The sequence below is a fragment of the Ruminococcus champanellensis 18P13 = JCM 17042 genome (genome assembly GCF_000210095.1).
GTDB lineage: Bacteria > Bacillota > Clostridia > Oscillospirales > Ruminococcaceae > Ruminococcus_F > Ruminococcus_F champanellensis.
The window spans coordinates 1046880-1073838 of sequence record NC_021039.1; the positions used below are offsets into that span (position 1 = coordinate 1046880).

26 protein-coding genes are annotated in these 26959 nt (G+C 51.7%); 16 read left to right on the top strand and 10 right to left on the bottom strand.

Annotation, left to right across the window (positions count from 1 at the left end):
- The first annotated feature begins 197 nt into the window (after nucleotides 1-197).
- From RUM_RS04610 to RUM_RS04630, 5 genes are all read left to right on the top strand, one after another.
- Complete coding sequence (locus RUM_RS04610; RefSeq protein ID WP_015558037.1) at nucleotides 198-1706, top strand: polysaccharide biosynthesis protein; 1509 nt, start codon at nucleotides 198-200, stop codon at nucleotides 1704-1706.
- A gap of 50 nt (nucleotides 1707-1756) precedes the next feature.
- On the top strand, nucleotides 1757-2830 hold the full coding sequence (locus RUM_RS04615; protein WP_015558038.1) for an NAD-dependent epimerase/dehydratase family protein: 1074 nt from the start codon (nucleotides 1757-1759) through the stop codon (nucleotides 2828-2830).
- Nucleotides 2831-3004: 174 nt separating this feature from the next.
- Nucleotides 3005-4189 carry a nucleotide sugar dehydrogenase gene (locus RUM_RS04620; protein ID WP_015558039.1) on the top strand — a complete coding sequence of 395 codons (1185 nt, stop codon included), beginning with the start codon at nucleotides 3005-3007 and terminating at the stop codon, nucleotides 4187-4189.
- 100 nt (nucleotides 4190-4289) lie between these two features.
- Nucleotides 4290-5489, top strand: coding sequence for a polysaccharide biosynthesis C-terminal domain-containing protein (locus RUM_RS04625; RefSeq protein WP_015558040.1), 1200 nt, complete (start codon nucleotides 4290-4292; stop codon nucleotides 5487-5489).
- 325 nt (nucleotides 5490-5814) lie between these two features.
- On the top strand, nucleotides 5815-10269 hold the full coding sequence (locus RUM_RS04630) for a M26 family metallopeptidase (protein WP_015558041.1): 4455 nt from the start codon (nucleotides 5815-5817) through the stop codon (nucleotides 10267-10269).
- A 66-nt stretch (nucleotides 10270-10335) separates the two neighbouring features.
- Here RUM_RS04630 and RUM_RS04635 read toward each other — a convergent pair whose 3' ends face one another.
- The gene (locus RUM_RS04635) at nucleotides 10336-10671 is read right to left on the bottom strand and encodes a zinc-ribbon domain-containing protein (RefSeq protein ID WP_015558042.1); all 336 of its coding nucleotides are present in this window, start codon (nucleotides 10669-10671) and stop codon (nucleotides 10336-10338) included.
- A 199-nt stretch (nucleotides 10672-10870) separates the two neighbouring features.
- Between RUM_RS04635 and RUM_RS04640 the strand changes: the two genes are divergently transcribed.
- Together RUM_RS04640 and tadA are read left to right on the top strand one after the other, a co-directional pair.
- Nucleotides 10871-12016 (top strand): CPBP family glutamic-type intramembrane protease, encoded by a 1146-nt coding sequence (locus tag RUM_RS04640; protein WP_015558043.1) that lies wholly within the window; start codon nucleotides 10871-10873, stop codon nucleotides 12014-12016.
- Between the two features lie 10 nt (nucleotides 12017-12026).
- Nucleotides 12027-12482: a tRNA adenosine(34) deaminase TadA gene (gene tadA / locus RUM_RS04645; RefSeq protein WP_015558044.1), complete on the top strand. Its 456-nt coding sequence runs from the start codon at nucleotides 12027-12029 to the stop codon at nucleotides 12480-12482.
- Between the two features lie 28 nt (nucleotides 12483-12510).
- Here tadA and RUM_RS04650 read toward each other — a convergent pair whose 3' ends face one another.
- From RUM_RS04650 to rpmG, 6 genes are all read right to left on the bottom strand, one after another.
- On the bottom strand, nucleotides 12511-13209 hold the full coding sequence (locus tag RUM_RS04650) for a metal ABC transporter ATP-binding protein (protein WP_015558045.1): 699 nt from the start codon (nucleotides 13207-13209) through the stop codon (nucleotides 12511-12513).
- Between the two features lie 126 nt (nucleotides 13210-13335).
- Nucleotides 13336-14028, bottom strand: a complete 693-nt coding sequence (rplA, locus tag RUM_RS04655) for a 50S ribosomal protein L1 (protein WP_015558046.1) — start codon at nucleotides 14026-14028, stop codon at nucleotides 13336-13338.
- 127 nt (nucleotides 14029-14155) lie between these two features.
- Nucleotides 14156-14581 carry a 50S ribosomal protein L11 gene (gene rplK, locus RUM_RS04660; protein WP_015558047.1) on the bottom strand — a complete coding sequence of 142 codons (426 nt, stop codon included), beginning with the start codon at nucleotides 14579-14581 and terminating at the stop codon, nucleotides 14156-14158.
- Between the two features lie 101 nt (nucleotides 14582-14682).
- Nucleotides 14683-15210 carry a transcription termination/antitermination protein NusG gene (gene nusG, locus RUM_RS04665; RefSeq protein ID WP_015558048.1) on the bottom strand — a complete coding sequence of 176 codons (528 nt, stop codon included), beginning with the start codon at nucleotides 15208-15210 and terminating at the stop codon, nucleotides 14683-14685.
- Between the two features lie 39 nt (nucleotides 15211-15249).
- Nucleotides 15250-15492, bottom strand: coding sequence for a preprotein translocase subunit SecE (secE, locus tag RUM_RS04670; RefSeq protein ID WP_015558049.1), 243 nt, complete (start codon nucleotides 15490-15492; stop codon nucleotides 15250-15252).
- Between the two features lie 13 nt (nucleotides 15493-15505).
- A complete protein-coding gene (gene rpmG / locus RUM_RS04675; RefSeq protein WP_015558050.1) occupies nucleotides 15506-15655 on the bottom strand; it encodes a 50S ribosomal protein L33 in 150 nt (49 codons plus the stop codon).
- A 396-nt stretch (nucleotides 15656-16051) separates the two neighbouring features.
- On the opposite strand from rpmG, the gene RUM_RS04680 reads away from it, so the two are divergent.
- The 9 genes from RUM_RS04680 to RUM_RS04720 all read left to right on the top strand — a co-directional run bounded on the left by RUM_RS04680 (nucleotide 16052) and on the right by RUM_RS04720 (nucleotide 25860).
- Nucleotides 16052-17125: a D-alanine--D-alanine ligase family protein gene (locus tag RUM_RS04680; RefSeq protein WP_015558051.1), complete on the top strand. Its 1074-nt coding sequence runs from the start codon at nucleotides 16052-16054 to the stop codon at nucleotides 17123-17125.
- Between the two features lie 64 nt (nucleotides 17126-17189).
- Nucleotides 17190-18008: a glutamate racemase gene (murI, locus tag RUM_RS04685; RefSeq protein WP_041326597.1), complete on the top strand. Its 819-nt coding sequence runs from the start codon at nucleotides 17190-17192 to the stop codon at nucleotides 18006-18008.
- 24 nt (nucleotides 18009-18032) lie between these two features.
- On the top strand, nucleotides 18033-18449 hold the full coding sequence (locus RUM_RS04690) for a YwiB family protein (protein ID WP_015558052.1): 417 nt from the start codon (nucleotides 18033-18035) through the stop codon (nucleotides 18447-18449).
- Nucleotides 18450-18493: 44 nt separating this feature from the next.
- On the top strand, nucleotides 18494-20182 hold the full coding sequence (argS, locus tag RUM_RS04695; RefSeq protein ID WP_015558053.1) for an arginine--tRNA ligase: 1689 nt from the start codon (nucleotides 18494-18496) through the stop codon (nucleotides 20180-20182).
- 224 nt (nucleotides 20183-20406) lie between these two features.
- A complete protein-coding gene (locus RUM_RS04700; RefSeq protein WP_022358142.1) occupies nucleotides 20407-21492 on the top strand; it encodes a PucR family transcriptional regulator in 1086 nt (361 codons plus the stop codon).
- A 150-nt stretch (nucleotides 21493-21642) separates the two neighbouring features.
- Complete coding sequence (gene ftsE, locus RUM_RS04705) at nucleotides 21643-22329, top strand: cell division ATP-binding protein FtsE (protein ID WP_041326598.1); 687 nt, start codon at nucleotides 21643-21645, stop codon at nucleotides 22327-22329.
- Nucleotides 22319-23224 carry a permease-like cell division protein FtsX gene (ftsX, locus tag RUM_RS04710; RefSeq protein WP_015558055.1) on the top strand — a complete coding sequence of 302 codons (906 nt, stop codon included), beginning with the start codon at nucleotides 22319-22321 and terminating at the stop codon, nucleotides 23222-23224. The genes ftsE and ftsX overlap by 11 nt, the downstream gene beginning before the upstream one ends.
- Nucleotides 23225-23252: 28 nt before the next feature.
- Nucleotides 23253-24578, top strand: coding sequence for a murein hydrolase activator EnvC family protein (locus RUM_RS12010; protein ID WP_049775505.1), 1326 nt, complete (start codon nucleotides 23253-23255; stop codon nucleotides 24576-24578).
- Nucleotides 24579-24669: 91 nt separating this feature from the next.
- Entirely contained in the window at nucleotides 24670-25860 is a 1191-nt protein-coding gene (locus tag RUM_RS04720; RefSeq protein WP_015558057.1) for a S41 family peptidase, read from the top strand.
- A 60-nt stretch (nucleotides 25861-25920) separates the two neighbouring features.
- Here the strand turns inward: RUM_RS04720 and RUM_RS04725 are convergent, their stop codons facing one another.
- The 3 genes from RUM_RS04725 to RUM_RS04735 are packed head-to-tail and all read right to left on the bottom strand — an operon-like array spanning nucleotide 25921 to nucleotide 26901.
- A complete protein-coding gene (locus RUM_RS04725) occupies nucleotides 25921-26178 on the bottom strand; it encodes a pro-sigmaK processing inhibitor BofA family protein (protein WP_015558058.1) in 258 nt (85 codons plus the stop codon).
- A 10-nt stretch (nucleotides 26179-26188) separates the two neighbouring features.
- Nucleotides 26189-26488 carry a hypothetical protein gene (locus RUM_RS04730; RefSeq protein ID WP_022358136.1) on the bottom strand — a complete coding sequence of 100 codons (300 nt, stop codon included), beginning with the start codon at nucleotides 26486-26488 and terminating at the stop codon, nucleotides 26189-26191.
- Nucleotides 26489-26535: 47 nt separating this feature from the next.
- Entirely contained in the window at nucleotides 26536-26901 is a 366-nt protein-coding gene (locus RUM_RS04735; protein WP_015558059.1) for a hypothetical protein, read from the bottom strand.
- Nucleotides 26902-26959: the final 58 nt, after the last annotated feature.

Sequence of the window (26959 nt, forward strand, 5' to 3'; positions counted from 1 at the left end):
CTTGTGACAGAAAACTAACCCAAGCAAAAACCCCACCCCATTCCAGGGTGGGGTAGCCGCACAAAATCAAAGCCTCCACGTGGCGTGCGGCGGACAACGGATGATTGATCCGGCTAAGATTGATTGAATGGAATATGTATGCGTGAAAGCACTACAAATGCTTTGTGACGGCATACGTTTTTTGCGGGAGAATGATAATGACGCGTAAAACAAAACTGATGCTGAATTCGGCATCGTCCTTAATATATCAGATGATCACAATCGTATGTGGATTTATACTTCCGCGGTTTTTTCTATCTTTTTACGGGTCGGCAGTAAACGGTTTGATATCGTCAATCACGCAGTTCCTGGGATTCATTTCACTTGCTGAGTGCGGTGTCGGAGCGGTAGTGCAATCGGCACTGTATAAGCCTCTGGCAAACAATGATATGCAGGAAGTAAGCAAAATCATGAAATCTGCGGATCGTTTTTTCAAAAGAATTGCGTATATTCTCTTAGCATATATCGCAATTCTTATGGTATTTTATCCGCTGATTACATTGAAGTCATTTGACTATTTTTTTACACTGGTTCTTATATTTGTCATATCTATCAGCAGTTTTGTTCAGTATTATCTGGGCATGACTTATCGGCTGCTTCTGAATGCGGATCAGCTGGGTTTTATTCAGTATAGCATTCATTCTGCAGCATTGATTTTGAATACGGTAAGCTGCATATTGCTTATGAAGGCAGGTACGTCAATTCAGATTGTCAAACTGACTACTTCGCTTATTTTTCTTATTCAGCCGTTGCTTCTTGCGGCTATTGCAAAGAGAAAATATAAGATCGACCACAAAATACAGTATGCCGAAGAACCGATAAAGCAAAAATGGAATGGTCTTGCGCAACATATCGCAACAGTTGTTCTCGGTAATACAGATACGGTCGTATTGACATTTCTGTCCACACTTGAAAATGTGTCGATCTATGCAGTGTATCACCTTGTTGTCAATGGGGTAAAGCAAATTGTTGTATCCATGACAAATGGGATGCAGGCAATGCTCGGAAACATGCTCGCAAAAAATGAAACGGACGAATTAAATCGTTCTTTTTCTCATATCGAATGGTTTCTGCATACTTTGGTTACCCTTGTCTTTTCGGTTGCGGCAGTTCTGATAGTGCCGTTTGTGCGTGTTTATACAACAAATATCTCAGATGCAAACTATATCGTTCCCGCTTTTGCATACCTGATTACCATTGCGCAGGCCTCGTATTGTTTGCGGCTTCCTTATAATATCATGGTTCTTGCCGCCGGTCATTATAAACAGACACAGTGGAGCGCAATTATTGAAGCGACTATTAATATTGTGGTCTCTGTGGTGCTCGTTTTCAATTTTGGATTGATCGGCGTGGCAATCGGTACTTTGGCAGCGATGGCATACCGCACGATTTATCTGGCGTGGTATCTGTCACGCAGTATTCTTTATCGCCCTTTAAAACATTTTCTGAAGCATATTTTGACTGATACTATTTGCGTGGTTCTGCTGTTTGGATTGGTGAAGCTGTTTTCGGCGTTTTTTACGATGGGGCAGATCAGCTATGCCGCATGGATCATCCTGGCTGTGAAAGTCGGATGTGCTGCATTGCTTTCAAACATTGCGGTTAATGCTTTTCTGTATAAGCGGGAAGTTTCTGATGCTGTCAAAAAGATGCGACACAAAATTTAAGGCAGCAGAAGGTTGCATATGCATACAAAAGAGGATAAGGGGATTACAAAATGCTAACGCCGAATATAAATCTTGAAAGCAAAACGATTCTTGTTACAGGCGCTGCCGGTTTTATCGGTGCAAACCTTGTGACTGCGCTTTTGAATACTGTAAAAGACATAAAACTTGTCGGTCTTGACAATATAAACGACTATTATGATGTTTCCATTAAGGAATACAGACTTTCGGAAATTCGTAAGCTTGCAGCTGCAAAGCCGGACTGCACATGGACTTTCATAAAAGGCAACCTCGCCGACAAGGCACTCATTGAGAAGATCTTTACCGAATCTAAGCCGGAAATGGTCGTCAACCTGGCGGCACAAGCCGGTGTCCGGTACAGTATCACCAATCCGGATGTATATGTCGAATCCAACCTTGTTGGCTTCTACAATATTTTGGAAGCCTGTCGCAATCATCCGGTGGAGCATCTTGTTTATGCATCGTCCTCCTCGGTTTACGGCTCGAATAAAAAAGTTCCGTATTCGACAGATGATAAAGTGGACAATCCGGTATCACTGTATGCTGCAACCAAGAAATCCAACGAACTCCTTGCCCATGCCTATTCCAAGCTGTACAACATTCCATCCACGGGACTCAGATTTTTTACGGTCTATGGACCGGCCGGAAGACCGGATATGGCATATTTCAGTTTTACGAACAAGCTCTTGAAGGGCGAAACCATACAGATATTCAACTTCGGCAATTGCAAACGCGATTTTACCTATGTGGATGATATCGTCGAGGGTATTAAGCGGGTTATGGAGCGTGCACCCGAGAAAAAGAACGGCGATGACGGGCTTCCGCTTCCTCCGTACCGCATATACAACATCGGCAACAGTACCCCGGAAAATCTGCTGGATTTCGTCACTGTCCTGCAGGAGGAACTCATACGTGCCGATGTCCTGCCGTCCGATTACGACTTTGAATCGCATAAGAAGCTTGTACCCATGCAGCCGGGTGATGTGCCCGTGACTTATGCGGATACGTCGGCACTTGAACAGGATACGGGATTCAAACCCAATACGCCGCTTCGCACCGGACTTTGTAAGTTTGCCGAATGGTATAAGAAATTCTACAACATTTAAGACAACACCGCACAAAGCCTGCCTGACGGCTTTGCGCAACATCTGCCACACAAGCTCTGTGCAGTGTTGCCTTAAACAAACGGATCTTTTCGTACGTTACCACCGGGAAATACTCATTGGGACTATTTGAAAAAGCGATTCCCTTTTCAAAAAACAATAAAGGAGCAAGCGAATATGAAAATAGCAGTAGCAGGCACCGGCTATGTCGGCCTTTCCATGGCGATACTTTTGGCACAACACAATACTGTCAAGGCTGTCGATATCATTCCCGAAAAGGTGGAGATGATAAACAATAAGAAGTCACCTATTGTCGATAAGGAAATTGAGGAGTACCTGGAAAATAAGGACCTGGACCTTGAAGCAACTACAGACGGTGACAGCGCCTACCGTGATGCAGACCTTGTGGTCATTTCAACGCCTACAAACTATGATCCCTCCAAAAACTATTTCGATACAAGCTCGGTCGAGAGCGTGATAAAACAGGTTATAAACGTCAATCCCGATGCGGTCATGATCGTGAAATCCACTGTTCCCGTTGGCTTTACCGAGGGGGCAAGGGAAGAATATTGCTGCGACAACATTCTGTTCAGTCCCGAATTTTTACGGGAGGGACGTGCACTGTACGATAACCTTTATCCCAGCCGTATCATTGTCGGCGTTCCGGTCAAGAATGCAAGGCTGCACAAGGCCGCTGAGACCTTTGCCAATTGTCTGAAGGAGGGTGCGATCAAGGAAAACATCGAAGTGCGCTTCATGAACCCGACTGAGGCAGAGGCAGTCAAGCTCTTTGCCAACACATATCTTGCGTTACGGGTTTCGTATTTTAACGAACTCGATACCTATGCCCAGGTCAGAGGACTTGATACCAAATCCATCATTGAGGGCGTCTGCCTTGATCCGCGCATCGGGAATCACTACAACAACCCGTCTTTCGGATACGGCGGTTATTGTCTGCCAAAGGACACCAAGCAGTTGCTTGCCAACTACAACCATGTACCGCAGAATATTATTTCAGCCATTGTTGCAGCGAATGGCACTCGAAAGGATTTCATTGCCGATCAGATTATTGCAAAGAATCCCAGGATTGTTGGTGTATACCGTCTTACCATGAAAGCCGGCAGCGATAACTTTCGCCAGTCCTCTATTCAGGGCGTTATGAAACGCATCAAAGCAAAAGGCATAGAGGTCGTCATCTACGAGCCGACCATGAAAGAGGACAGCTTCTTCAACAGCCGGGTTATCCGCAATCTTGACGAATTCAAAGAGATAAGCGATGTCATTCTTGCCAACCGATATAACGAAGATATTGCCGATGTACTTGACAAGGTCTATACAAGGGATTTGTATTTCAGAGATTAAAATTGATTTGTCTGGTCAAGATACCTACGGATTAATCATTTCCCAAGCAGAAATTTATTTATATAATTTTTTTAAGTACAGTATATAAGGAGAACGACACATGAGGGTACTTATTACAGGCGCACGCGGCTTTGTCGGGCGGAATCTCACGGAGAACCTGAAAAATATCCGTGATGGCAAAAATCGCACACGTCCGCACATGCGTATAGATGAAATTTATGAATACGATGTCGAAAACACCGCAGTGGAATTAAATGAATACTGCAAAAAAGCAGATTTTGTATTTAATCTTGCCGGTGTCAATCGCCCGAAAGATCCAGCCGAATTCAGGGCATGCAATTTTGGCTTTGCTTCGACATTGCTGGATATGCTGAAAAAACATCATAACCTCTGCCCAGTCATGCTCTCGTCCTCCATTCAGGCAACACTTGCCGGACGTTTCGGCACATCGGAATACGGACTTTCCAAGAGAGCCGGAGAAGATCTGTTCTTCACGTATGCTGAAGAAACGGGCGCAAAAGTGCTTGTTTATCGCTTTCCGAACCTTGTCGGTAAATGGGTAAAGCCCAACTACAACAGTGCGGTTGGCACATTCTGCAACAATATTGCCAATGACCTGCCGATTACGGTCAATGACCCAAGCGTGGAGCTGGAAATGCTTTTCATCGACGACTTGTTGGAAGAAATGTTGGATGCTTTGGAGGGCAAAGAACACCACTGCGAATTTGAGGGCGTGAACACCATTCTCACCGAAAGCGGCAGATATTGCGCTGCCCCGGTGACGCACAAGGCAACGCTCGGCTATATTGTCGAGTGTCTGCACCAGTTCCACGATCAACCGAAAACGCTTGTGATTCCCGAGATACCGGATGGCAGCTTTGAAAAGAAGCTGTATTCCATGTATCTTTCCTATTTGCCGAAAGAAAAGGTATCGTTCCCTTTAAAAATGAATGTTGACGCACGCGGCAGCTTCACGGAACTGCTCAAAACCGAAAAATGTGGTCAGGTCAGTGTAAACATTTCAAAGCCCGGCATCACCAAAGGTCAACACTGGCACAATTCCAAGTGGGAATTCTTCATTGTCGTGTCTGGACATGGACTGATTGAGGAACGCAAGATTGGCACGGACGAGGTGCTTCGCTTTGAAGTAAGCGGTGAAAAAATAGAAGCCGTGCATATGCTTCCCGGTTATACCCACAACATTATCAATCTCTCCGATACTGAGGATCTTGTCACCGTCATGTGGGCAAACGAACGGTTTGATCCTGACCATCCCGATACATTCGGAGAAATCGTATAGGCAAAGTCATGGAAATCTCATCTGTGTAATGTTGTGTTTCATTCGCACCAGATTCTATACTTGGATTCACCCAACAGACGGTTCTTCGGAGCCGTCTGTTTTATTGTAGTCGGATGTTGCATTCTACACGTGGTATCGGCAAATACTCTTTGTACAATTTGTAAAAACACTTGCATTTTAAGAACAAATGTGGTATAATTAGAGCGAAATCTAATCGTAGGTTTCTGGAAAGGGGATGGTGACAGCGAATAGTCCGTGAGGACTGCAGAGGGAGAAGCATTGTCTGCTGCTTTGCAGCTTACAAAATGAACAGGAGGAATTTGAAATGGCGAAAACACTGAAAAAATCATGTGCAGCTTTTTTGTCGCTGCTTATGATTCTATCCACGCTGCTGTATTTTCCCAGCGGCACATTTGCGGGGATGGACTTTGGGCTGACAGCCCAAGCCTATACGCCGGATACTACACCGTCCAAGCCACAGGCAGGGGATGGCTCTCAGGAAAGTCCCTATGAGATCACCTCGGTGGGGGAGCTGTACTGGTTTGCAGGGCTGGTCAATGGCACTCTGGAGGACGGCACTGCCCAGAACATGTCCGCCAATGCGATCCTGATGACGGATCTTGTGATCAATGAGAATCTGGGGGACACCAGCGGAAATCTGAACGAGGGGGAGCATGTGACCTGGACGCCCCTCAGTAATTTTAAGGGCTCCTTTAACGGCAACAAGCACAACATCTGGGGTCTTTATGTAAATGGTTCTTCTAATAATGTAGGATTTGTCGGAACTCTGGATCACGGCAGCATTACGAATCTGGGTATTCACTATTCCTACTTCAAGGGGAACGATTATGTGGGGGCGATCTGCGGTCAGAGCGACCACGGCGTGGTCTCAAATTGCTTCAGCAATAACTATGTTTGGGGTGCGAATAACGTAGGCGGTATCTGTGGCTATAGCTATGAAGGTAAAATATACAACTGCTGTAGTGTCGGCGATGTCAGCGGCAAAAAAAGCATCTGCGGAATGAGCGTAGCCGGAACCATAGCAAACTGCTATTACCAGGAAGGCTTGGCGGCAGATGGCAATGCAACCGCAAAAACAAGGGCGGAGTTTATAAGCGGTGAGGTTGCCTTCCTGCTGCAAGGAGATCAGGACGACCAGGTCTGGGGTCAGAACCTGGAAGATAATCTTATGTATCCCTGTCCGGGTGATCCGAAGGTATACCAGAACAAGACCTATGCAGGCTGCAATAAGAACACAGAGGTCTTGTCCGTTTCTTACAGCAATACCGAGCAGGACGTATTCGGTGAACATGTAGGTTACGAAAACGGCTTCTGCAGGGGCTGTGATGCATATCAGCCGGCACAGAAGGATGCTGACGGTGTGTATGAGATTTTCAACGCAGGTCAGCTGTACTGGTTCGCAGGACTGATCAGCGGCACCCTTACAGACGGCACGGCACAGGATTCTTATGCAAGTGCCATGCTGATAGCGGACATTGTGGTGAACCAGAATGTGCTGAAGGCGGACGGTACTCTGAACGAAGGCACTTTCCGCAGCTGGACACCCATTGGTAAGGAGTCTGCCCGGTTCTACAGAACCTTTGACGGCAACAATCATACCATCAGCGGCTTGTATTACGATAACCCTGACTCTACCGGGAAAATGATTGGTCTGTTTGGCTACATCAACGGGGGCACCGTCCAGAACGTAGGCGTGATCGATTCCTACATCAATGGGTTTGAATTCGTTGGCGGTATCAGCGGCTATATGTTGAAGGGCACCATTACCAATTGTTATTTCAAGGGTTCAATCATTGCAAACGCATACATTGGCGGTATCTGCGGTCTGAACAGTGATACCATCTCCAATTGCTACAGCATGGCATCCATCCGGGGCGGCGAGTACCAGGGCGGCATTGCCGGGAGAGTGTATGACAAGGACAACGTAAACTGCTACTATCTGTCCGATACGGACGATGGTCAGGGCGGTAAAACCGCAGCCCAGTTTGCCAGTGGCGAGGTTGCATACCTGCTGGGAGATCCCTGGGGACAGACCATTGGTACGGATACTTCTCCGGTACCGGGCGGCAAGAAGGTATATCAGACCACCGGCTGCGTGACCTATAACAACGATGGAAAGATCGGCGAAAAGGTACATTACTATGTGGCAAACGATCAGGAGACCCACAAGTGTGCTGACTGCGGTGCGGAAGATGCACACGCCTTTACCGCAAAGCTGATCTCTGACGAAGCTCTGTATGCACCGGCAGACTGCACCCACCCGATACGGTATTACAAGAGCTGTGCCGTATGCGGTACCCCCAGCACGAACGAAGCGGATCTGTTTGAAGTGGGTGCTTCTCCGGGACATAGCTTTACTGTAGAAACCGTTTCCGACGCAGCCCTGCATACTCCTGCGGATTGCAACAATCCGGCAACGTACTATAAAAGCTGTTCCCGGTGCGATGCCATCAGCACCAGCGAGGATGACCTGTTTGAACACGGGGATGCGCTGGAACATGATTTCACCACAGAAACCGTTTCCGACGAAGCCCTGTATACCCCTGCGGACTGCACACACGCCGCAGAGTATTATAAGAGCTGTTCCGCATGCGGTATCATCAGCACCAGCGAGGATGACCTGTTTACAAGCGGCGATCCTCTGGGGCATGATTTCTCCGAGAAAAACGTTTCCGACCCTGCATTTTATGCGCCGGCGGACTGCACACATGCCGCACGGTACTATAAGCGCTGTTCTCGTTGCTCAGCCATCAGCACGAACACAGCGGATCTGTTTGAAGACGGGGACCCTCTGGGACATGATTTCACTGTAGAAACCGTTTCGGATGCAACTCTGTATACCCCTGCGGACTGCACACACGCTGCACAATATCATAAGTCCTGCGCACGCTGTGATGCGATCAGCACCGATGAAGCGGATCTGTTTGCAAGCGGCGAGATGCTTGGTCACAGCTACAATGACAACGGCTTCTGTGAGCGGTGCGATGCGTATGAGGCAGCGATACTGAATGCAGACGGAGCGTATGAGATTTCCAACGCCGGACAGCTGTACTGGTTTGCAGCTCTGGTCAATGGCACCCTTGCGGACGTGGATCAGAATATGGGTGCCAACGGCATTCTGACAGCGGACATTGTAGTCAATGAAACCGTTCTGGATGCTGATAGAAATCTCATCAGCGATCCCAGCAGCCTGAGGAAATGGGCACCCATCTCTGGGGACTCCTATTACACTGGCACCTTTGACGGACAGAACCACACCATCAGCGGCTTGTATTTTAATGATGCTCAAACCAGCGTCGGACTGTTCGGAAAAATTGATAACACCACTATTCGCAATCTGGGCGTGATCGATTCCTTCTTCCAGGCAAAGGTTGAGGTGGCGGCTGTCTGCGGATACAGCCACTACGGTACCATTGAAAACTGCTACAGCACTGCTACCATCAACGGCACAGAAGAGTATGCCGGCGGTATTTGCGGCAGACAGTATTACGGCAAGATCAGCAACTGTGCCAACAGAGGCTGGGTCGGCGGTGTCAAAAACGTTGCCGGTATCTGCGGCTTCGGATATGGGAGCATTGTAAACTGCTACAACATGGGTACCGTAACTGGGCAAGCCATTTGCGCAGTGTCCTCTTACATTACCATTACAAACTGTTACGCTTTGGAGGATTCCGCTTCCACCTACTACCAGGCTAGTAAGCTGTCCGCAGGGGCATTTGCCAGCGGCGAAGCAGCTTATCGGTTGGGCGGTGTCTGGGGACAGGATCTGAGCAGCACAGTATCGGCGCAGTACCCGTCTGTGGGCGAACCGAAGGTTTACCAGTGCAATTATCACCTGTCCTGTGATGCATCCGATACCCCCACGCAGGTATACAGAAACGTCAATGAAGATATTATACCGGCGCATTCCTATGTAAACGGCGTTTGCAAAAACTGCGGTTATTTCAGAAACAATGTGGGAACGCATCTGGCGGGTCATTCCCTGACGCTGAACGGCAGCATCGGCGTAAACTTCTATATGATGCTGGATCCCCGGATCGTTGCAGATGACAGTGCATACATGCAGTTTACTTTGCCCGACGGGACAACCAAGGTAATGTCTGTGCGGGGCGCTGCCCAGGACGAGGTAGACGGCGAGCAGTACTATGTATTCACCTGTCAGGTGTCCGCCAAGGAGATGACCTCCAAGATCAAGGCGCAGATCATTACGGATACCGTAAAGAGCACGGTTTACAGCTTTACCGTGGAGGATTACGCAAACGAGATCCTGGACAACAGTGACGCATACAACGGCTACACAGTCGGTCTGGTTCAGGCTTTGATGCAGTATGGCTCCTATGCGGATGCATACTTTGCGGGGGAGACCCTGGGCGCAACAGAGGAAATGAGCCGGGTGACAGCAGACACTCTGGCGAATGCAGTGCCTGTAGCGGACGGCGAATTGCCGGAGGGCATTTCCTACTACGGCTCCACGTTGCTGCTGGAGTCCGACGTTGTACTCAGACATTATTTCAAAGTTGCAGAAGGCACGGATGTTTCCGCATACGGCTTTACCGGCAACAAGGGCAATTACTACTACATGGATCTTGCGGCGGGCTTCGGCGTGACCGTGGCAGACTGTGTGATCGGCGATTACACCCTGAAGTATCAGCCCGTATGCTATGTGCGTGCAGTGCTGGAAAGTGAAGCTGCTCCGGAGAATCTGAAGCAGCTTGTGACAGCGCTTTATTTGTACTATCGTATGTCGCAAATGTCCTAAAACAGCAAAAAGGCGGTTCCTATGAACCGCCTTTTGTTTTGTATGGAATGTGCAGGGAGGGGTTGCTTATGCAGAGGAAACAGTAAGCAACAGGGGAATCAACATCACCAGCAGACTCAGACCTACGTTCACTGCCACGGAGATCAGTCCCCATTTCAGATAAGCCCTGGCGGCGATTGGCTTTGTGGACACGTTCACTGCGTAGAGCACTACGCCCACAATCCAGAAGAAAAAGCTCAGCACACACAGGGCGGTTTCTGGTTTGTCCTCCTGTACTGGCTGCTGATAGTAGTAGACACCGTTTGGCTGCTGGAAAGTACTGGTTTGCAGCGGTGCACCGCAAACAGGACAGAATCGGGTATGGTCGGCACATTGGTTGCCGCAGTTTTGACAATAAATCATATAAACCTCCATCTGTTTTAACGCTTTCATTATAGCATGTTATGTCGTGAAAGTCAAGCGGGTGGAAACATGTTTTAGATTAGATGCAATTCACAAAATATCTTTGTTTTTTTTACATGATTTCACTGCTTTCCGTGTTCCACATCCGGTATAATTAAATATAAATGCAGAATAAATACGCAGGGAGGGGGGAGAGAAGATGCCGGAGGAAGAGACGCAGGGAGAAGATATTCTGGATGTTGTACGGGACTTCCGGTTTAACTCCTCCAGTGACCGATACAACCGGGATTATCAGGATTGGCGGCGGTTTTCCAAATCCCACTATGCATTCCGGTTTATGAAGAACAAAAAAGAGCGGGTGTATGTGGAGGGTACCGGCTTCTTGAACAGCGGCGCCGCGGAGGCTACACGAACAGCGCTTCGCCGGGTGGGCAAGGTCATCGGCATTGCGTTGCTGGTGTATCTGCTGTGCGACCTGGGGGGCAGTGCCCTGCTGGTGTGGATCTTTCAGCGGCTGGGTTTTCATGTGTCCGGCAGTCTGTTTTCTACCCAGATGTATGGCAGCCAGTGGGGAATCGTATTTGTGAAAATGATCGATATTTTCCTCCGGTATGCTTTGACGGCACTGGTGCTGCAATGCTGCTTCCGGCTGCCCTTTTCCGTGTGTGCCTCCTATCGTCCTACCGCCTCCTCTGATGTGCTGCAAGGATCCGCTCTGGCGCTGTTGGTGGGCACGGTGGTATGTGTGCTGAGTGATCTGACGGGCACCTCCCAGCTGTCCCAACAGCTGTTGTATTCCTATACAAACGGCAAGGCGGTGCTGGTCTACGTTATGTACGAGATCACCTTTGCCTCCATGCTGATCGAAATGCTGTACCGGGGCATGCTTTTGCCGGTATTGCGGCAGTTCGGGGATAAATTCGCAGTTTCCGTCATTGTGCTGATCGCCTTTTTGCAGCCCAATTCTTTGCCCTATCGGATCGGAGAAGCGCTGCTGGGATTGCTTTGCGGCTATTTTATGCTCCGAACCGGTTCCTTATTTTGCTGTTATCTGATCCGGATCGCCTATGTGCTGACCACCTTCGGGCAGTTGGCGCTGGATTCCAACCAGGTGGATCGGCATACGATCCATCGGATCTATGTGCTGATAACCCTGGTGGCGCTGGTGTCCTTTGTGGTGATGACCTTGATCCGTAAGCAGCGGAAATCCAAGGCATATATATGCAATCAATGTCTGTACCTGTCCACCCAGGATAAATTGGCTGCGTTTTTTTCCAGTACTACCATGCTGCCCTGGGTGGCAGTGATGATCCTGTTGGGCATGCTTCAGATCTTTCAGGGGTAGGGGGGGATATATGGACGATTTTGCGTATATGCGCCAAGCCATGGAGCTGGCGGAGCAGGCTGCTGCACTGGGGGAAATCCCGGTGGGGGCGCTGGTGGTGCAGGATGCCACAGGGGAGGTCCTGGGCAGGGGATACAACCGTCGGGAGGTGGATCATGATCCCACTGCCCACGCAGAGGTGCTTGCCATCCGGCAGGCGGCTTTGGCGATCGGCAGCTGGCGGCTGTCCGGATGCACCCTGTATGTGACCCTGGAGCCGTGTCCCATGTGCTGTGGCACCATCATCAACGCCCGGGTGCGCCGGGTGGTGTTTGGCGCCTATGACAGCAAGGCTGGTTCGGCGGACTCGGTGATCAACCTGTTTGCCCTGCCCTATAATCATAAGCCGGCAGTGACCGGTGGACTGCTGGAGGATGCCTGCAAGGAACAGCTTCAGAGGTTTTTCTCCGGACTGCGTGAAAAATAGCCGTATGCTTAAAAGCATACGGCTTTGTTTATGCTTCGCAGAAGGCATGTCCCACGTCAGATTGCAGATATTCCGCTGTGGTGCCGAAGAAACGCAGGGTGCTGTCCAGATGTAGGATCCGGTTGGCTTGCTTGACGGCTGCCTGGATGTCGTGGGAGATCATGATGACCGCAATGTGGTCCTCCCGATTCAGCTTCCGGATCAGCGCATAGAAATCCGCCGTTGCCACCGGATCCAGGGCGGATACCGGTTCGTCCAGCAACAGCAGTTTTCCCGTTGCGCACAGGGCTCTTGCCAACAGCACACGCTGCTGCTGCCCGCCGGACAGGGCACGGAAGCTGCGGCGGCGCAACTCCGTAAGCTCCAGGCGTTCCATGATCCCATCCGCCCGTTTTCGTGCCGCTGCATTGTAAAAGGGGAGCATGCCGCACCGATTCAGCAATCCGGAGCGCACCACCTCCTCCACGCTGGTGGGGAATTCCCGCTGTACAGCGGTTTGCTGGGGCAGATAGCCGATCTCTTGCCGGCGGAGTCCATCCCCGAAAATTACGTTTCCCCCAGCCAGGGGTTTGAGTCCCAGAAGTCCCCGCATCAGAGTGCTTTTGCCGGAGCCATTTTCCCCGACAATGCAAAGGTAGTCCCCGGGATCCACAAAAAAGGAGATATCGTTGACGACATTCCTGCCGTCATACTGCATGGTGATATGCTCACAGCTGAGCAGGTGCATGATAGGCTTCCTCCAAACTGAAAATGATTTTCATTTCTAGTATACACATATTTTGCAGGCTTGTCAAGGGAGGGGCAACAAAAAAGGAGCGGATGAAATATCCGCTCCTGGTGATATTTGCTTGATTTAAGCGTACTTTGCAGTAGAAACCGGAACACCAACGCCCATGGTAGAGGACAGGGTGCAGGACTTTACGTAGGTACCCTTGGTTGCAGCCGGTTTAGCCTTTGCAATTGCGTCCATCAGAGTGTTGAAGTTCTCGTTGAGCTTATCAGCACCGAAGGAAGCCTTGCCGATGGGGCAGTGGATGATGTTGGTCTTGTCCAGACGGTACTCGATCTTACCAGCCTTTGCTTCGGTGATTGCCTTGGCAACGTCCGGTGTAACAGTACCAGCCTTCGGGTTCGGCATCAGGCCACGGGGACCGAGCACCTTACCGAGACGGCCTACCAGACCCATCATGTCGGGAGAAGCGATGACAACATCGAAGTCCATCCAGTTTTCCTTGGTAATCTTGTCAACCAGATCCTGACCGCCAACGAATTCAGCGCCTGCTGCCTTTGCAGCCTCATACTTGTCTTCCTTGCAGAATACGCATACACGTACCTTCTTACCGGTACCGTTGGGCAGAACAACTGCGCCACGAACCTGCTGATCAGCGTGACGGGAGTCTACGCCGAGACGTACATGGATCTCGATGGTCTCATCAAACTTTGCCTTTGCGTTCGCACATACCAGAGCCAGTGCCTCAGCGGACTCGTACTGCTTGGATGTATCGATCGCCTTTTTGCTGTCGATATATTTCTTGCCGTGTTTCATTCTATTTTCCTCCTAATAATAGTGGTGATACCGGATGCTTATAGCGTGTCCGGTTAGCGGAAAGATTTCCTCCCACCGTTCAGAAGTCAGGAATCAGCGCACGCAGCACTGCATCATGCCTCTGGTCTTAGTCAACAACAACGATACCCATGGAACGAGCGGTGCCTGCGATCATGCTCATAGCAGCCTCCAGGGAGCCTGCGTTCAGGTCAGCCATCTTGGTTTCAGCAATCTTCTGAATCTGTTCCTTGGTGATGTTTGCAACCTTTGTCTTGTTGGGAACGCCGGAAGCAGTTTCAATGCCGCATGCCTTCTTGATCAGAACAGCAGCCGGCGGAGTCTTTGTGATGAAGGAGAAAGAACGGTCTGCATAAACGGTGATCACAACCGGGATGATCATGCCGATATCGTTCTTTGTACGCTCGTTGAATTCCTTGGTGAAGGACATAATGTTTACACCGTGCTGACCCAGAGCAGGACCAACCGGCGGAGCAGGTGTTGCCTTACCTGCGGGGATCTGCAATTTGATGTAGCCAGTAACCTTTTGTGCCATGCTTAACGCACCTCCATAAATTGTGGTGAATGCGAGATGAGCTTGATTTCATCTCTCCCACTTTTGGCTTGTCGCCATTTGTTTCATCTTGTGAGCAATGCTCAGTCATCCAGCTTGATTACCTGGTTGAGTGCCAGAGTAGCGGGGGTTTCCCGCCCGAACATGGAGATCATCACGTCTACAGTCTGATCCTCCAGGTTGATGCTCTGTACGATGCCTACGAAGCCGTCCATTGCGGTGCCGGAGACCTTGACGCTGTCTCCTACAGCAAAGTTGACCTGTACGGTGGAGCCGGTCTCTACCCCAAGGGCAGCCACTTCCTTTTCCGTCAGGGGCGTAGGCTCGGATGCGGGGCCGACAAAGCCGGTCACGCCTCTGGTGTTGCGGACAACGTACCAGGAATCGTCTGTGTAAACCATCTTCAGCAGAACGTAGCCCGGATAGGTCTTGCGCTCTACTTCCTTGGTTTTACCGTCGGTAATCTCAGTTACCTTTTCGGTCGGAACCTTCACCTCAAGGATCAGATCATGCAGCTTTCTGTTTTCCACGACCTTTTCGATATCCTGTGCTACTTTGTTTTCATAGCCGGAGTAGGTGTGGATCACATACCACTTTGCAGCCTCTGCCATTTTGCATCCTCCTTAAATTTCAGTTCCAGTTCAGTCGGGTCAGCCATGCAAAGCCAGTTCAAACAGCTTCAGCAGCCCTGCGTCCAGACCGCCCACGAACAGCGCCGTCAGAAGCATGGTCACGAGAACCACAACGGTGTTGTCGAATACGGTTTTCCGGGTGGGCCAGGAAACCTTTTTGAATTCGCTTTTCAGGTCACGGAACCACTTGGCAATGCCTTTAAAGAAGCGCTTGAACCGACCGTCGCCGGAGGCCTTCTTTTCCTTTTCTTCCTTTGCCATGCCGTACCCTCCGTTACTTTGTTTCTCTGTGCAAGGTATGCTTCTTGCAGAACTTGCAGTGTTTGTTCATCTCAATACGTTCCGGATCGTTCTTCTTGTTCTTCTTGGAAACGTAGTTGCGCTGCTTGCACTCGGTGCAAGCCAAAGTCACCTTAACTCTCATATCGGCACCTCCTATTATTACTGTCTTCCGTGGGGAAGACGTGTTTGCCTCCCTCAGTTCAGAGCGGCTGCCGGGCGGCGTGATCCGTTTCCGGGCACAAAAATAAAACCTCTGAAAGAGGTAATACAAGTATACCATATTTCCTTGTCCAAAGTCAAGGGTTTTTTGAAATTTCCCGGACAGGTTCTATTTTCTGCCGGGGAATACTATATATATTATAGGCACACTGAAGGCATGCTCCCATCCGGCAGAGGAACTTTGCGCTTTTTTCTGTGAAAATGCAAAAAAATACTTGCGCTGTTTTGTGAAGTATGCTATAATATTATGTCACATAAAATAAAAACTGTCAAGCCCGGCGAGACGGAGCGGGCAGTTTGACGAACAAAGGAGTAGGTTATGTCTAAAATCAGAGTAGCAGTCGTTTTCGGCGGCGTGTCCAGCGAACATGATGTTTCACTGGTTTCGGCGACAAACGTCATTGAAAATATTCCACAGGATAAATACGAGGTTATGTGCATCGGCATCACCAAAAAGGGACGCTGGCTGTACTATCCCGGCGATACCGCCGCCATTGCCTCCGGCGAGTGGGAGCGGGATCCCGACTGTATTTCCGCAGTGCTCTCTCCGGATCCCCTTCACGGCGGTTTCCTGCTGATCGAAAACGGTGAGGCTACCGTCCGGAAGGTGGACGTGGTATTCCCGGTGCTGCACGGCAAGAACGGGGAGGACGGCACCATCCAGGGGCTGATGGATCTGGCACGGATCCCTTATGTGGGCTGCGGTTTGCTGGCGTCCGCCTCCTGTATGGATAAGGTGCACACCCACACGGTGCTGGATTACAACAAGATCCGGACTGCACGGTGGCGCATGATCGGGCAGCGTGACCTGAACCGGCTGGATGCCTGCTGTGCACAGATCGGAGAAGAACTGGGCTACCCTCTGTTCGTAAAGCCCGCCAACTGCGGCAGTTCCATCGGCATCAACAAGGCAACGGATGCGGAAACTCTGAAGGATGCGGTCAAGATCGCCTTCAGTCATGACAATAAGGTGGTCATCGAGGAGTTTATCCAGGGCAAGGAGCTGGAGGTTGCGGTATTCGGCTACGACAACCCCTTTGCATCCTTTGTGGGAGAGATCGAGCCCTGCAACGACTTTTACGATTATGAGGCAAAGTATATTCTGGGCACCTCCAAGCTGTACATTCCTGCCCGGATCGACGCAGACAGCGAAAAGGAGATCCGGGAAACCGCAGTGGCTGCATACAAGGCGCTGGGCTGCAAGGGGCTGTCCCGGGTGGACTTCTTCCTCAAGCAGGACGGCACGGTGATCCTCAACGAGATCAACACCATGCCGGGCTTTACACCCATCAGCATGTACCCCAAGCTGATGGAGAATCTGGGCATGAGCTACAGCTATCTGATCGACAAGCTGCTGGAGCAGGCCATTGAGAATGCGGATCGTACCTATTGATCCCGTTCCATTAAATCTGGAAGGAGAGCGGCTGTGATCTGTGGATGCAGCCGGTGATTGGAACATGAACAACGACGCAATCGGCGTATTCGACTCAGGCATCGGCGGTCTGACGGCTGTCAAAGCCCTGCGGGCACTGATGCCCAACGAGAACATTATCTATTTCGGCGACACTGCCCGGATCCCTTACGGCAGCCGGAGCCGGGAAACCGTATTGAAATACGCAAATGAGGATATTGCATTTTTGCGGAAATTCCCCATTAAGATGATCATTGCCGCCTGCGGCACGGTCAGCACCATTCTGGGCACCAAGTCTCCTGTGACGGATATGCCCTTTACCGGGGTGCTGCTGCCCTCGGTGCAGGCTGCCTGCGGCGCCACCCGGAACGGGCGCATCGGCGTCATCGGCACCCCTGCCACCATTCGCAGCGGCAGTTACGCCAAGGCCATCAAGACCATCAACCCCCATGCCTTTGTGGTGGGCAATGCCTGCCCCCTGTTTGTGCATCTGGTGGAAAACGGCTACACGGATCGGGATAACCCGGTGACCCGGATGGTGGCGGAGGAATATCTGACCCCCATCAAGCAAGAAGGGGTGGATACTCTGATTCTGGGCTGTACCCATTATCCGGTGATCCGGGATCTGATTGCGGATATTATGGGGCCGGACGTGACGCTGATCTCCTCCGGGGAGGAGGCTGCAAAGTTTGCAAATCTCTGCCTGTTGGAGCATGACCTGCTGACGGATCGGGAAACCCTCGGTACCTGCACCTTCTACGTCAGCGACAGCGTGGCATTGTTTGAGGAAAACGCAAAGCATTTTCTGAAGGAAGGCGTGGATGGCAAGGTGCTGTTTGCCTCCCTGGATGATACGCCGTCGTAACGGCACAAAGATTGTGAGAAAACTATGGATGTTATGATCGATATGACCAGCGTGCAGATCGTCAACGAGGATCGCACGGTGACAGAGCTTGTGACAGAGGGTGTCTACCGGATGGAGGGGGATACCGTCCACATCAGCTATGAGGATTCTGAAGCCACGGGCTTTGAGGGCTCCGTCACGGAGGTGGAGGTGCAAGGAGAGCGGCTTGCGTCCATCCGGCGCAGCGGCACTGCCACCTCCAATCTGGTCATTGAAACCAATAAAAAGCACTATTGTCACTATGCCATGCCATTTGGGGAAATGGTGATCGGGGTATACACCCACGCAATCCGGAACCGGTTGACCCCGGAGGGGGGAGAGCTGTTCCTGCGGTATACCATTGATATGAACGGCAGTTACCTGTCGGACAATGAGATCAGGCTTTCCGTGCGGAAGGCATAAGGCAGCGCCTGCGGGCTGTGGAAGATAAAAGGAGCGTTGAAACAATGGCAAATCTGATTAAACAGGCATCGGATCAGCTGCGGGAGATCCTGCTGGGATCCATGGGCAGACTGGTGGCATCCGGAGCGGTGCCTCCGGAGCCGGTAAGTGACTTCAAGATCGAGATTCCGGCGGACAAGTCCCACGGGGATTTTGCGACCAATGCGGCGATGGTTTGCGCCAAGCCCTTCCGGATGGCGCCCCGTGCCATTGCGGAGAAGATCCTGGGAGAACTGGTGCTGGAGGGTACCTACTTCGACCGGGCGGAGATCGCTGGTCCCGGCTTCATCAACTTCTTTCTGAGCCCCCGGTGGTTTGCCCAGGTGGTGAACACGGTGCTGGAGGAAACCGGCACCTACGGCAGAACCGATACCGGAGAGGGCAAGCGGGTGCTGGTGGAGTTCGTTTCCGCAAACCCCACCGGTCCCATGCATGTGGGCAACGCAAGAGGCGGCGCCATCGGGGACTGCCTGGCAAGCCTGCTGGACTGGGCTGGCTATCAGGTAGAGCGGGAGTTCTACATCAACGACGCCGGCAATCAGATCGAAAAGTTTGCCACATCCCTGGAGGTGCGCTATTTGCAGCTGTACCGGGATGGGGTGGAGCTGCCGGAGGACGCTTATCAGGGCATGGACATTGTGGAGCATGCAAAGGCGTTTGCGGCGGAAAACGGCGACCGGTATGTGGATGCTGATGCCAAGACACGTCGGGATGCCCTGGTGGCGTATGCCCTGCCTAAGAATATTGAAGGGCTGAAGCGGGATCTGGGCAAGTACCGGATCCAGTATGACACCTGGTTCCGGGAAAGCACTCTGCATGCAGACGGCAGCGTGATGGAGATTGTCCGGAAGCTGCGGGACAGCGGTTATACTTATGAGCAGGACGGAGCCACCTGGTTCAAGGCAACGGAATTCGGGGCAGACAAGGACTTCGTGCTGGTGCGTTCCAACGGCATTCCTACTTATGTGGTTCCCGATATTGCCTACCACTACAACAAGCTGGTGACCCGGGGCTTCGACAAGGCCATTGACGTGCTGGGTGCGGATCATCACGGTTATGTGCCCCGTCTGAAGGCGGCGCTGACCGCCCTTGGGGTGGACGCTTCCAAGCTGGACGTGGTGCTGATGCAGATGGTATTCGTGATGCGGAACGGCCAGGTGGCAAAGCTGTCCAAGCGCAGCGGCAAGGCCATTACCCTGGTGACCTTGCTGGAGGAGATTCCCATTGATGCAGCCCGTTTCTTCTTCAATCTGCGGGAGGCGAATTCCCACTTTGAGTTTGATCTGGATCTGGCAGTGGAGAAATCCTCCCAGAACCCGGTTTATTATGTACAGTATGCCCACGCCCGGATTTGCAGTCTGCTGCGGAATCTGGCAGAGGAGGGGATTCAGCCGACAGAACTGACCGGGGAGCTGATGCAGCAGTTTACACAGCCCCAGGAGATCGAGCTGATCCGGTACATTGCCATGCTGCCCCAGGAGATCGACACGGCAGCAAAGCACTACGATCCTTCCAGGATCACCAAGTATACCGTGGAGCTGGCGACCCTGTTCCACAAGTTCTACGATGCATGCACCGTAAAGAATGCGGAGCCTCAGTTGCGGGCAGCACGGCTTGCCCTTTGTGCAGCTACCCGGCAGGCACTTGCCAATGCACTGACCATGCTGAAAATTACCTGCCCGGAGAAAATGTGACAGTTTGCAGTCAATTTATTGCAGATTGGTTACAAAAAAGTATCAGGAAAAACGGGGAATTATGGCGAAAAAACGCCGTTTTTGAATGCGAATCGTAACATGTCAGCGGAAAGTTCACAATTTGTTAACAAATACGGCTCGAAAATGTGTTACAATCTGTAATATATTCGAGTGAAGCAAACCGGCATGTGCGAAATTTATGAAAAAGAAAGGGTTTCAAAATTATGTCGAACAGGTTATTTCAAGGGCTGGTTCACCAGATGCGCGATACCATTGACGCTGTGATTGGCGTTGTGGATGATACTGCAACCATCATCGCCTGCAGCGACCTGACGAAGATCGGCACCACAAATGAGTTTGTTTCGCTGGATTTGAGCGACTCCCACGAGATCTTCATCCGGGACGGCTACACCTACAAGCCCTTTGGCTCCCGGGTGACGCCGGATTACGCCGTATTCGTGGAGGGCGTGGACGAAAACGCTGCCAAGTATGCAAGCATCATGGCAATCACCCTTTCCAACATCAAGCAGTATTACGACGAAAAGTACGACCGGAACAACTTCATCAAGAACGTGGTGCTGGACAATGTGCTGCCGGGAGATATTGTGATCAAGGCACGGGAGCTGCATTTCAATTCCGAGATCAGCCGGGTAGTGCTGTTGATCCGCATCGTTTCCGCCAATGACATTTCCGCTTATGATGTCATCCAGAATCTGTTTCCGGACAAGAGCAAGGACTTTGTATTCAACATTACCGAAACCGACATCGTGCTGGTCAAGGAAATCAAGAATACGGTGGACTCCAAGGATCTGGAAAAGCTCGCCCGTTCCATTGCGGATACCCTCAGCAGCGAGTTCTACACCCGTGTGAATGTGGGCATCGGTACCGTGGTTGTGGGCGTAAAGGATCTGGCTCGTTCCTTTAAGGAAGCCCAGATGGCGCTGGAAGTGGGCAAGGTATTTGACACGGACAGAGTCATTGTAAGCTACGACAATCTGGGCATTGCCCGTCTGATTTATCATTTGCCCACCACTTTGTGCGAAACATTCCTGCACGAGGTGTTCAAGCGGGGCAGCATTGAATCTCTGGATCATGAGACACTGTTTACCATCCAGCGGTTCTTTGAAAACAATCTGAACGTGTCCGAAACCTCAAGAAAGCTGTTCGTACACCGGAATACCCTGGTGTACCGGCTGGAGAAGATCAAGAAACTGACAGGTCTGGATCTTCGTGAATTTGACCATGCGATCATCTTCAAGATCGCCCTGATGGTCAAGAAATATTTGTCGGCAAATCCCGTTAAATTCTAAAGCTCTATTTGCCCGACGCATTCGTGTTGGGCAATTTTCTTAGGATAGCATCGCACAGAACCTGTGCAGGGCTGCTTGCAGGGATTCTTTGTTCTCCGCATCCTGCGGGAAGGACAAGCCGGCTGCCGAAAGAATAAGGAAGGTGTATTTGTGGTAGAGTTGAAGAATGTTTCCGTTACCTATCAAACGACAGGTATTCAGGCGCTCAACAATATCAGTCTGAAGGTCAACGACGGCGAATTTGCGTTCGTGGTCGGTTCCTCCGGTGCCGGAAAAAGTACGCTCATCAAGCTGCTTCTGAAGGAGATCAACGCCACAAGCGGCGTGGTCACCGTCAACGGCTATAATCTGACCAATCTCAAGCGCCGGCGTGTGCCGGAATTTCGCCGTACCATCGGGGTGGTATTCCAGGATTTCCGCCTCATTGAAACCATGACTGTGTATGAAAACATTGCCTTTGTGCTGCGGGTCATTGATGCCCCCAGAAAGTACATACGCAAGCGTGTACCCTATGTGATCAGCCTGGTAGGACTTCAGGACAAGGCGTCCTCCTATCCCAGGGAGCTGTCCGGCGGCGAGCAGCAGCGTGTTGCACTTGCTCGGGCGCTGGTAAATGACCCGGCGCTTATTATTGCGGACGAGCCTACGGGCAACATTGATCCGGAACTGTCTTATGAAATGGTGGAGCTGCTGCAGGGGATCAACGAATGCGGCACGACAGTTCTGATGGTCACCCACGCCCACGAGCTGGTGCGGCATTTCGGCGGCCGTATCATCAACATCAATTCCGGCTCCATCATCTTCGATGAGGTGGTAGGAGGCAATTATGAAGCTTAGCGGCGTAAGATATCTGATCAAGCAGGGCGTGGACAACGTCTGGAAGAACCGGGTCATGGCGTTTGCTTCCTTTTGTGTGCTGCTGGTATCCCTGCTGCTGGTAGGCATCTCCTGCCTGTTCTTTTTGAATTTAAATTCCATTATCGGTGGAATTGAAGATAAAAACGAAGTGATCATTTACATCAAAGACAATACCTCCGATCAGCAGATCCAGGAGATGGGCAAGAAACTGGAACAGATGGACAATGTGTCCAGCGTGTCCTTCTACTCCAAGGAGGACGCCTATGCGGATCTGAAGTCGGATATGATGGAGTATGAAGTGCTGTTTGAATCTCTGGGAGATGACAACCCCCTGCCGGATGCTTACCGGATCCGGGTGACGGATATTTCCCGGCTTTCCGATACCCTGAGCACCCTGAACAGCATGCAGGATGTGGATCGGATCCGTGCTCCCTATGACTTTGTCAATGTGCTGACCGGTCTGCGGCGGATCGTTTCCGTTGTGGCGCTTGCGGTTGTGGTAGCCCTGGTGATCGTGTCCATGGTCATCATCTCCAACACTACTCGTGCCAGCGTGTTTGCCCGCCGGCGGGAGATCAGCATTATGAAATACGTTGGCGCAACCAATGCCTTCATCCGGCTTCCCTTCTTTGTAGAGGGCATGCTCACCGGTCTGATGGCAGGGGCGGTGGCAACCATTATCACCTGGTTTTCATATGATTCCCTAGTGGATCTGCTGAAGGCAGATACGGATATTCTGAGCATCATTGGCGTAGGCAGCATCATCACCTACAACGACGTGGCATTGCCTGTGACCCTGGCATATCTGGGGGCTGGCGCACTGGTAGGCGCCATCGGCAGTGTAATTTCCACAAGAAAACATCTGAAGGTATAAGGAGGGAATGTCCGTTCGGGACACACATATGCAAAAGAGCAAGAAGAAGCATGATTGGGTCAAGCGGCTCAAGGCACTGACCGTCTGCGGGGCGGTTGCATTTGGCGTATTGACCTGTACACAGCAGTTCGGGGATATGCCTGCAAGCGCAAAGACCATTTCCCAGCTGGAGCAGGAAATCAAGGAAAACAACCAGAAGATCCAGGAGCAGCAGCAAAAGCTGGATGCTCTGAAACAGGACATGAACAAGCAGCAGGAGGCTGAGGTTGCCCTCCAGGAGCAGATCCAGACCATCAACGAGAAGATCTCCCTGGTGGATGTGCAGCTGACTACCATCAATCAGCAGATCGAGGATACCCAGGGGGAGATCGACACCCTGGAGGAGGACATTGCCCAGCAGCAGATTGACATTGACCAGGGGCTGGACAGCTTCAAGAAGCGGCTGCGTGCCATGTATGTGACCGGCAATGACAGTCTGGCATCCGCATTGGTAGGATCCACGGACTTTTACGATATGCTGTCCAAGATGGATCTGATCGCCAGGGTGGCAGATCACGATGACAAGCTGGTAACAGGTCTGATGGACCAGATGGAGCAGCTGAAGAGCAGTAAGGAGCAGCTGGTTTCCAAGCAGAATGAGCAGGAGCTGCAGAAGGTGGAGCAGGAAAAGATCCGTGCGGATTACAGCGATTCCATCCAGGAGCTGAATACGAAGGTGCAGCAGACCAAGGCTGCACAGGCAGAATTACAGGAAGAAGCGGACGCTGCAAACAAGGACATCAACGCCTATAAGGCTGAGAATGCTTCCAAGGAAAAGGAGCAGGATCAGATCATGGCGGAGATCAAGCGGCAGCAGGCTCTGGAGACCAAGCAGAACAATTCCCAGACCACCACCGTGACCAAGCCGGACACCACCTATTCCGGTGGGCGCTTTGCATGGCCGGTGCCGGGACACTACTTTATCTCCAGTCCTTATGGTAATCGTTGGGGGAAAATGCACCAGGGTATTGACATTGCCAGCGGCGGCTCCAGTATCAGCGGCGCTGCAACAGTGGCAGTAGCCAGCGGTACTGTGACGCTGGTCAAAACTGGCTGTACCCATAACTACAAAAAGACCAGAAGCTGCGGCTGCAACGGTGGCTACGGCAACTATGTAGTAGTGACCCACGCAGACGGCTACTCCACCCTGTATGCACATCTGGCATCCGTCAGCGTATCCTACGGACAGACAGTTTCCACCGGCACTGTGCTGGGTACGGTGGGATCCACCGGCTGGTCCACCGGGTTCCACCTGCACTTCGGTGTGATGAAGAACGGTTCCTTTGTGAATCCGGCACCCTATCTCGGTATATAATCTATCTGCACGGGGCAATCTGTAACAGGGTTGTTCCGTGCATTTATGCAATGTTTGGAAAGGAGCAGGATGCGGTGCATCCGACTATGCTATGAACAAAAAGATCAGCCTGGGACTGACCATCAGTCTGGTGGCGCTGGCCTGTGCATTGACCTTTATCCTGACCTCTGCCTATAATCTGCACCATTTTAACCAGAAGGTTTCCAGTGTGGAAAATATGGCGGATACCTATAACCGGCTCAGTGAGCTGGATGGTCTGGTGCGGGAGAACTACTACAAGGAGATCGATGAGGAGAGCTTGTCCGATGGCATTCTGAAGGGCTATGTCAGCGGTCTGAACGATCCCTACTCCCGGTACATGACCGCCAAGGAGCTGGAGACCTCTCAGGAAAATGACAAGGGTGTCCTGGTGGGCATCGGCGTTACCGTCACCAAGGACGAAAGCGGGTATATTTTCATCGATTCCGTCACGGCCGATACCCCGGCTGCCCAGTCGGAGCTTGCGGCCGGAGATATCATTGTTGCCATCAACGGCACGGATGTGCTGGAGCTTGGCTATGAGCAGGCAGTGGAGCAGATCAAGGGCAAGGAGGGTACCACCTTAAAGCTGACAGTGCGCCGGGGAGGCGTGGATCAGGATTATGAGCTGGTACGCAGAACCATCCAGGTCAAGACCGCCTACGGAGAGATGCTGGAGGGTAAGATCGGCTATATCCGTATTTCCGGCTTTAAGGAATCCACGGTGGAGCAGTTCAACGAGGCGCTGCAAAACCTGCTGAACGATGGGGCGGTTGCTCTGGCCTTTGACGTGCGGGGCAATCACGGGGGATTGGTGACCTCCGTCGGAGAGTGCCTGGATCCCTTGTTACCGGAGGGAGATGTGGCATTTGCCACCTACCGGGACGGCAGGGAGGAAGTACTGATCCGTTCAGATGCAAAGGAATTGAACCTACCCATGGCAGTGCTGGTGGACGGAGATACTGCCAGTGCGGCGGAGCTGTTCGCCTCTGCTTTGCGGGATTTTGAAAAGGCAAAGCTGTACGGGGTTACCACCTATGGCAAGGGGGTCATGCAGAACACCATTTCTCTGGACGATGGGGGCGGATTGACCATTACAGTGGCTACCTATCGGACTGCCCGTTCTGCATGCTACCAGGGGATCGGCCTGATTCCGGATGAAACCGTGGAGCTGCCGGAGGATGCACCTGCTCTGGATGAACGGAGCCATGATGCGGATCCTCAGCTGCAAAAGGCACTGACGGCGCTGCAGGGCGGTGCATAAGCATGATTTGACGCAGGGTATTCCTGGTGGGATATCCTGCGTTTGGCGTATCTGCCTGCCTTATATCAACAGCAGCACCGTCAGCAGCGTTACCCCCGGCACGCCCAGCAGCAGGGAGATGCCCCCCGTAAAGCAGTTCAAGGGCATCTCCACCCCGAAGCGTCCGCCGTACAGATGCATCAGAGTCAGGGCTGCCGCACCGGTGAGCATGCCCAGCAGGGCGGAGCGCAGGGGGCGCTTTCGGCTCAGATAGCACCGGAGCATCCCAAGTCCGGCGATGAGCCAGATGCCGCAGAAGATCCATTCCGTTTTCAACATAGTCGTCTCCTTACATCAATACATATCCCAGCGCCGCCAGCAGTTTGATGTCGGCGCCCTCTTTTGCTAGCAGGAACAGCAGTCCCAGGATCAGCGCCCGTTCCGGGTTCAGTGTTCCCAGCAGATCCTGTAAGGGCTGTATAGGGTTCTGTATGCTTTTTGCGGTTGGGGGAGGGGGTGCAGGCTTCGGAGGGGGTGGTGCTTGTACCCCGCCGGTTGTTGTCTGAGGTCCCTGCCGCCGCATTTCCTGTGCCCGGCGCATGGCATCCTGCCGCATCATATTGCGTTCTGTATTGCTGAGCCCTGCCACATGTGCTTCCCCCTTTTATTTCATGGCCGCATTTCACAAGCGCTGCCTTAGATCAGATCCTGGAGCAGTCCGCTTTCCTTCAGAATGCTCCACATGGTATACAGCCGCAGCAGCTTGACTGCCCGGTCGATGCGCTGTTGTCGCTCCTGGCTCACATGGGGCCGCAGCGCCAGCAGCAGGGCGGCGTTTTTGTCCTCCTGCTGACTGCTGAACAGACCCTGCAATTGCAGCAGCTTGCTAAAGTCAAAGCCGGCTGCTTCCTGCCCATCCTCTGCCGGAGGAGGACTGTCCCCGGGGGTATGCTCGGGTGCCCCGTTCATTTCACTGCGGAACATGGCGGCAAGCTCGTTGAGCTGCTGCATGCTTTGCTCGTCGGAGAGTACCTCCTGCATTTTTTTCATCAGATCATCCATGGCGTCCCTCCGTACAGAGCCTCCTTTTTGACAGCATCCAAGGGCAATGCCCCACAGG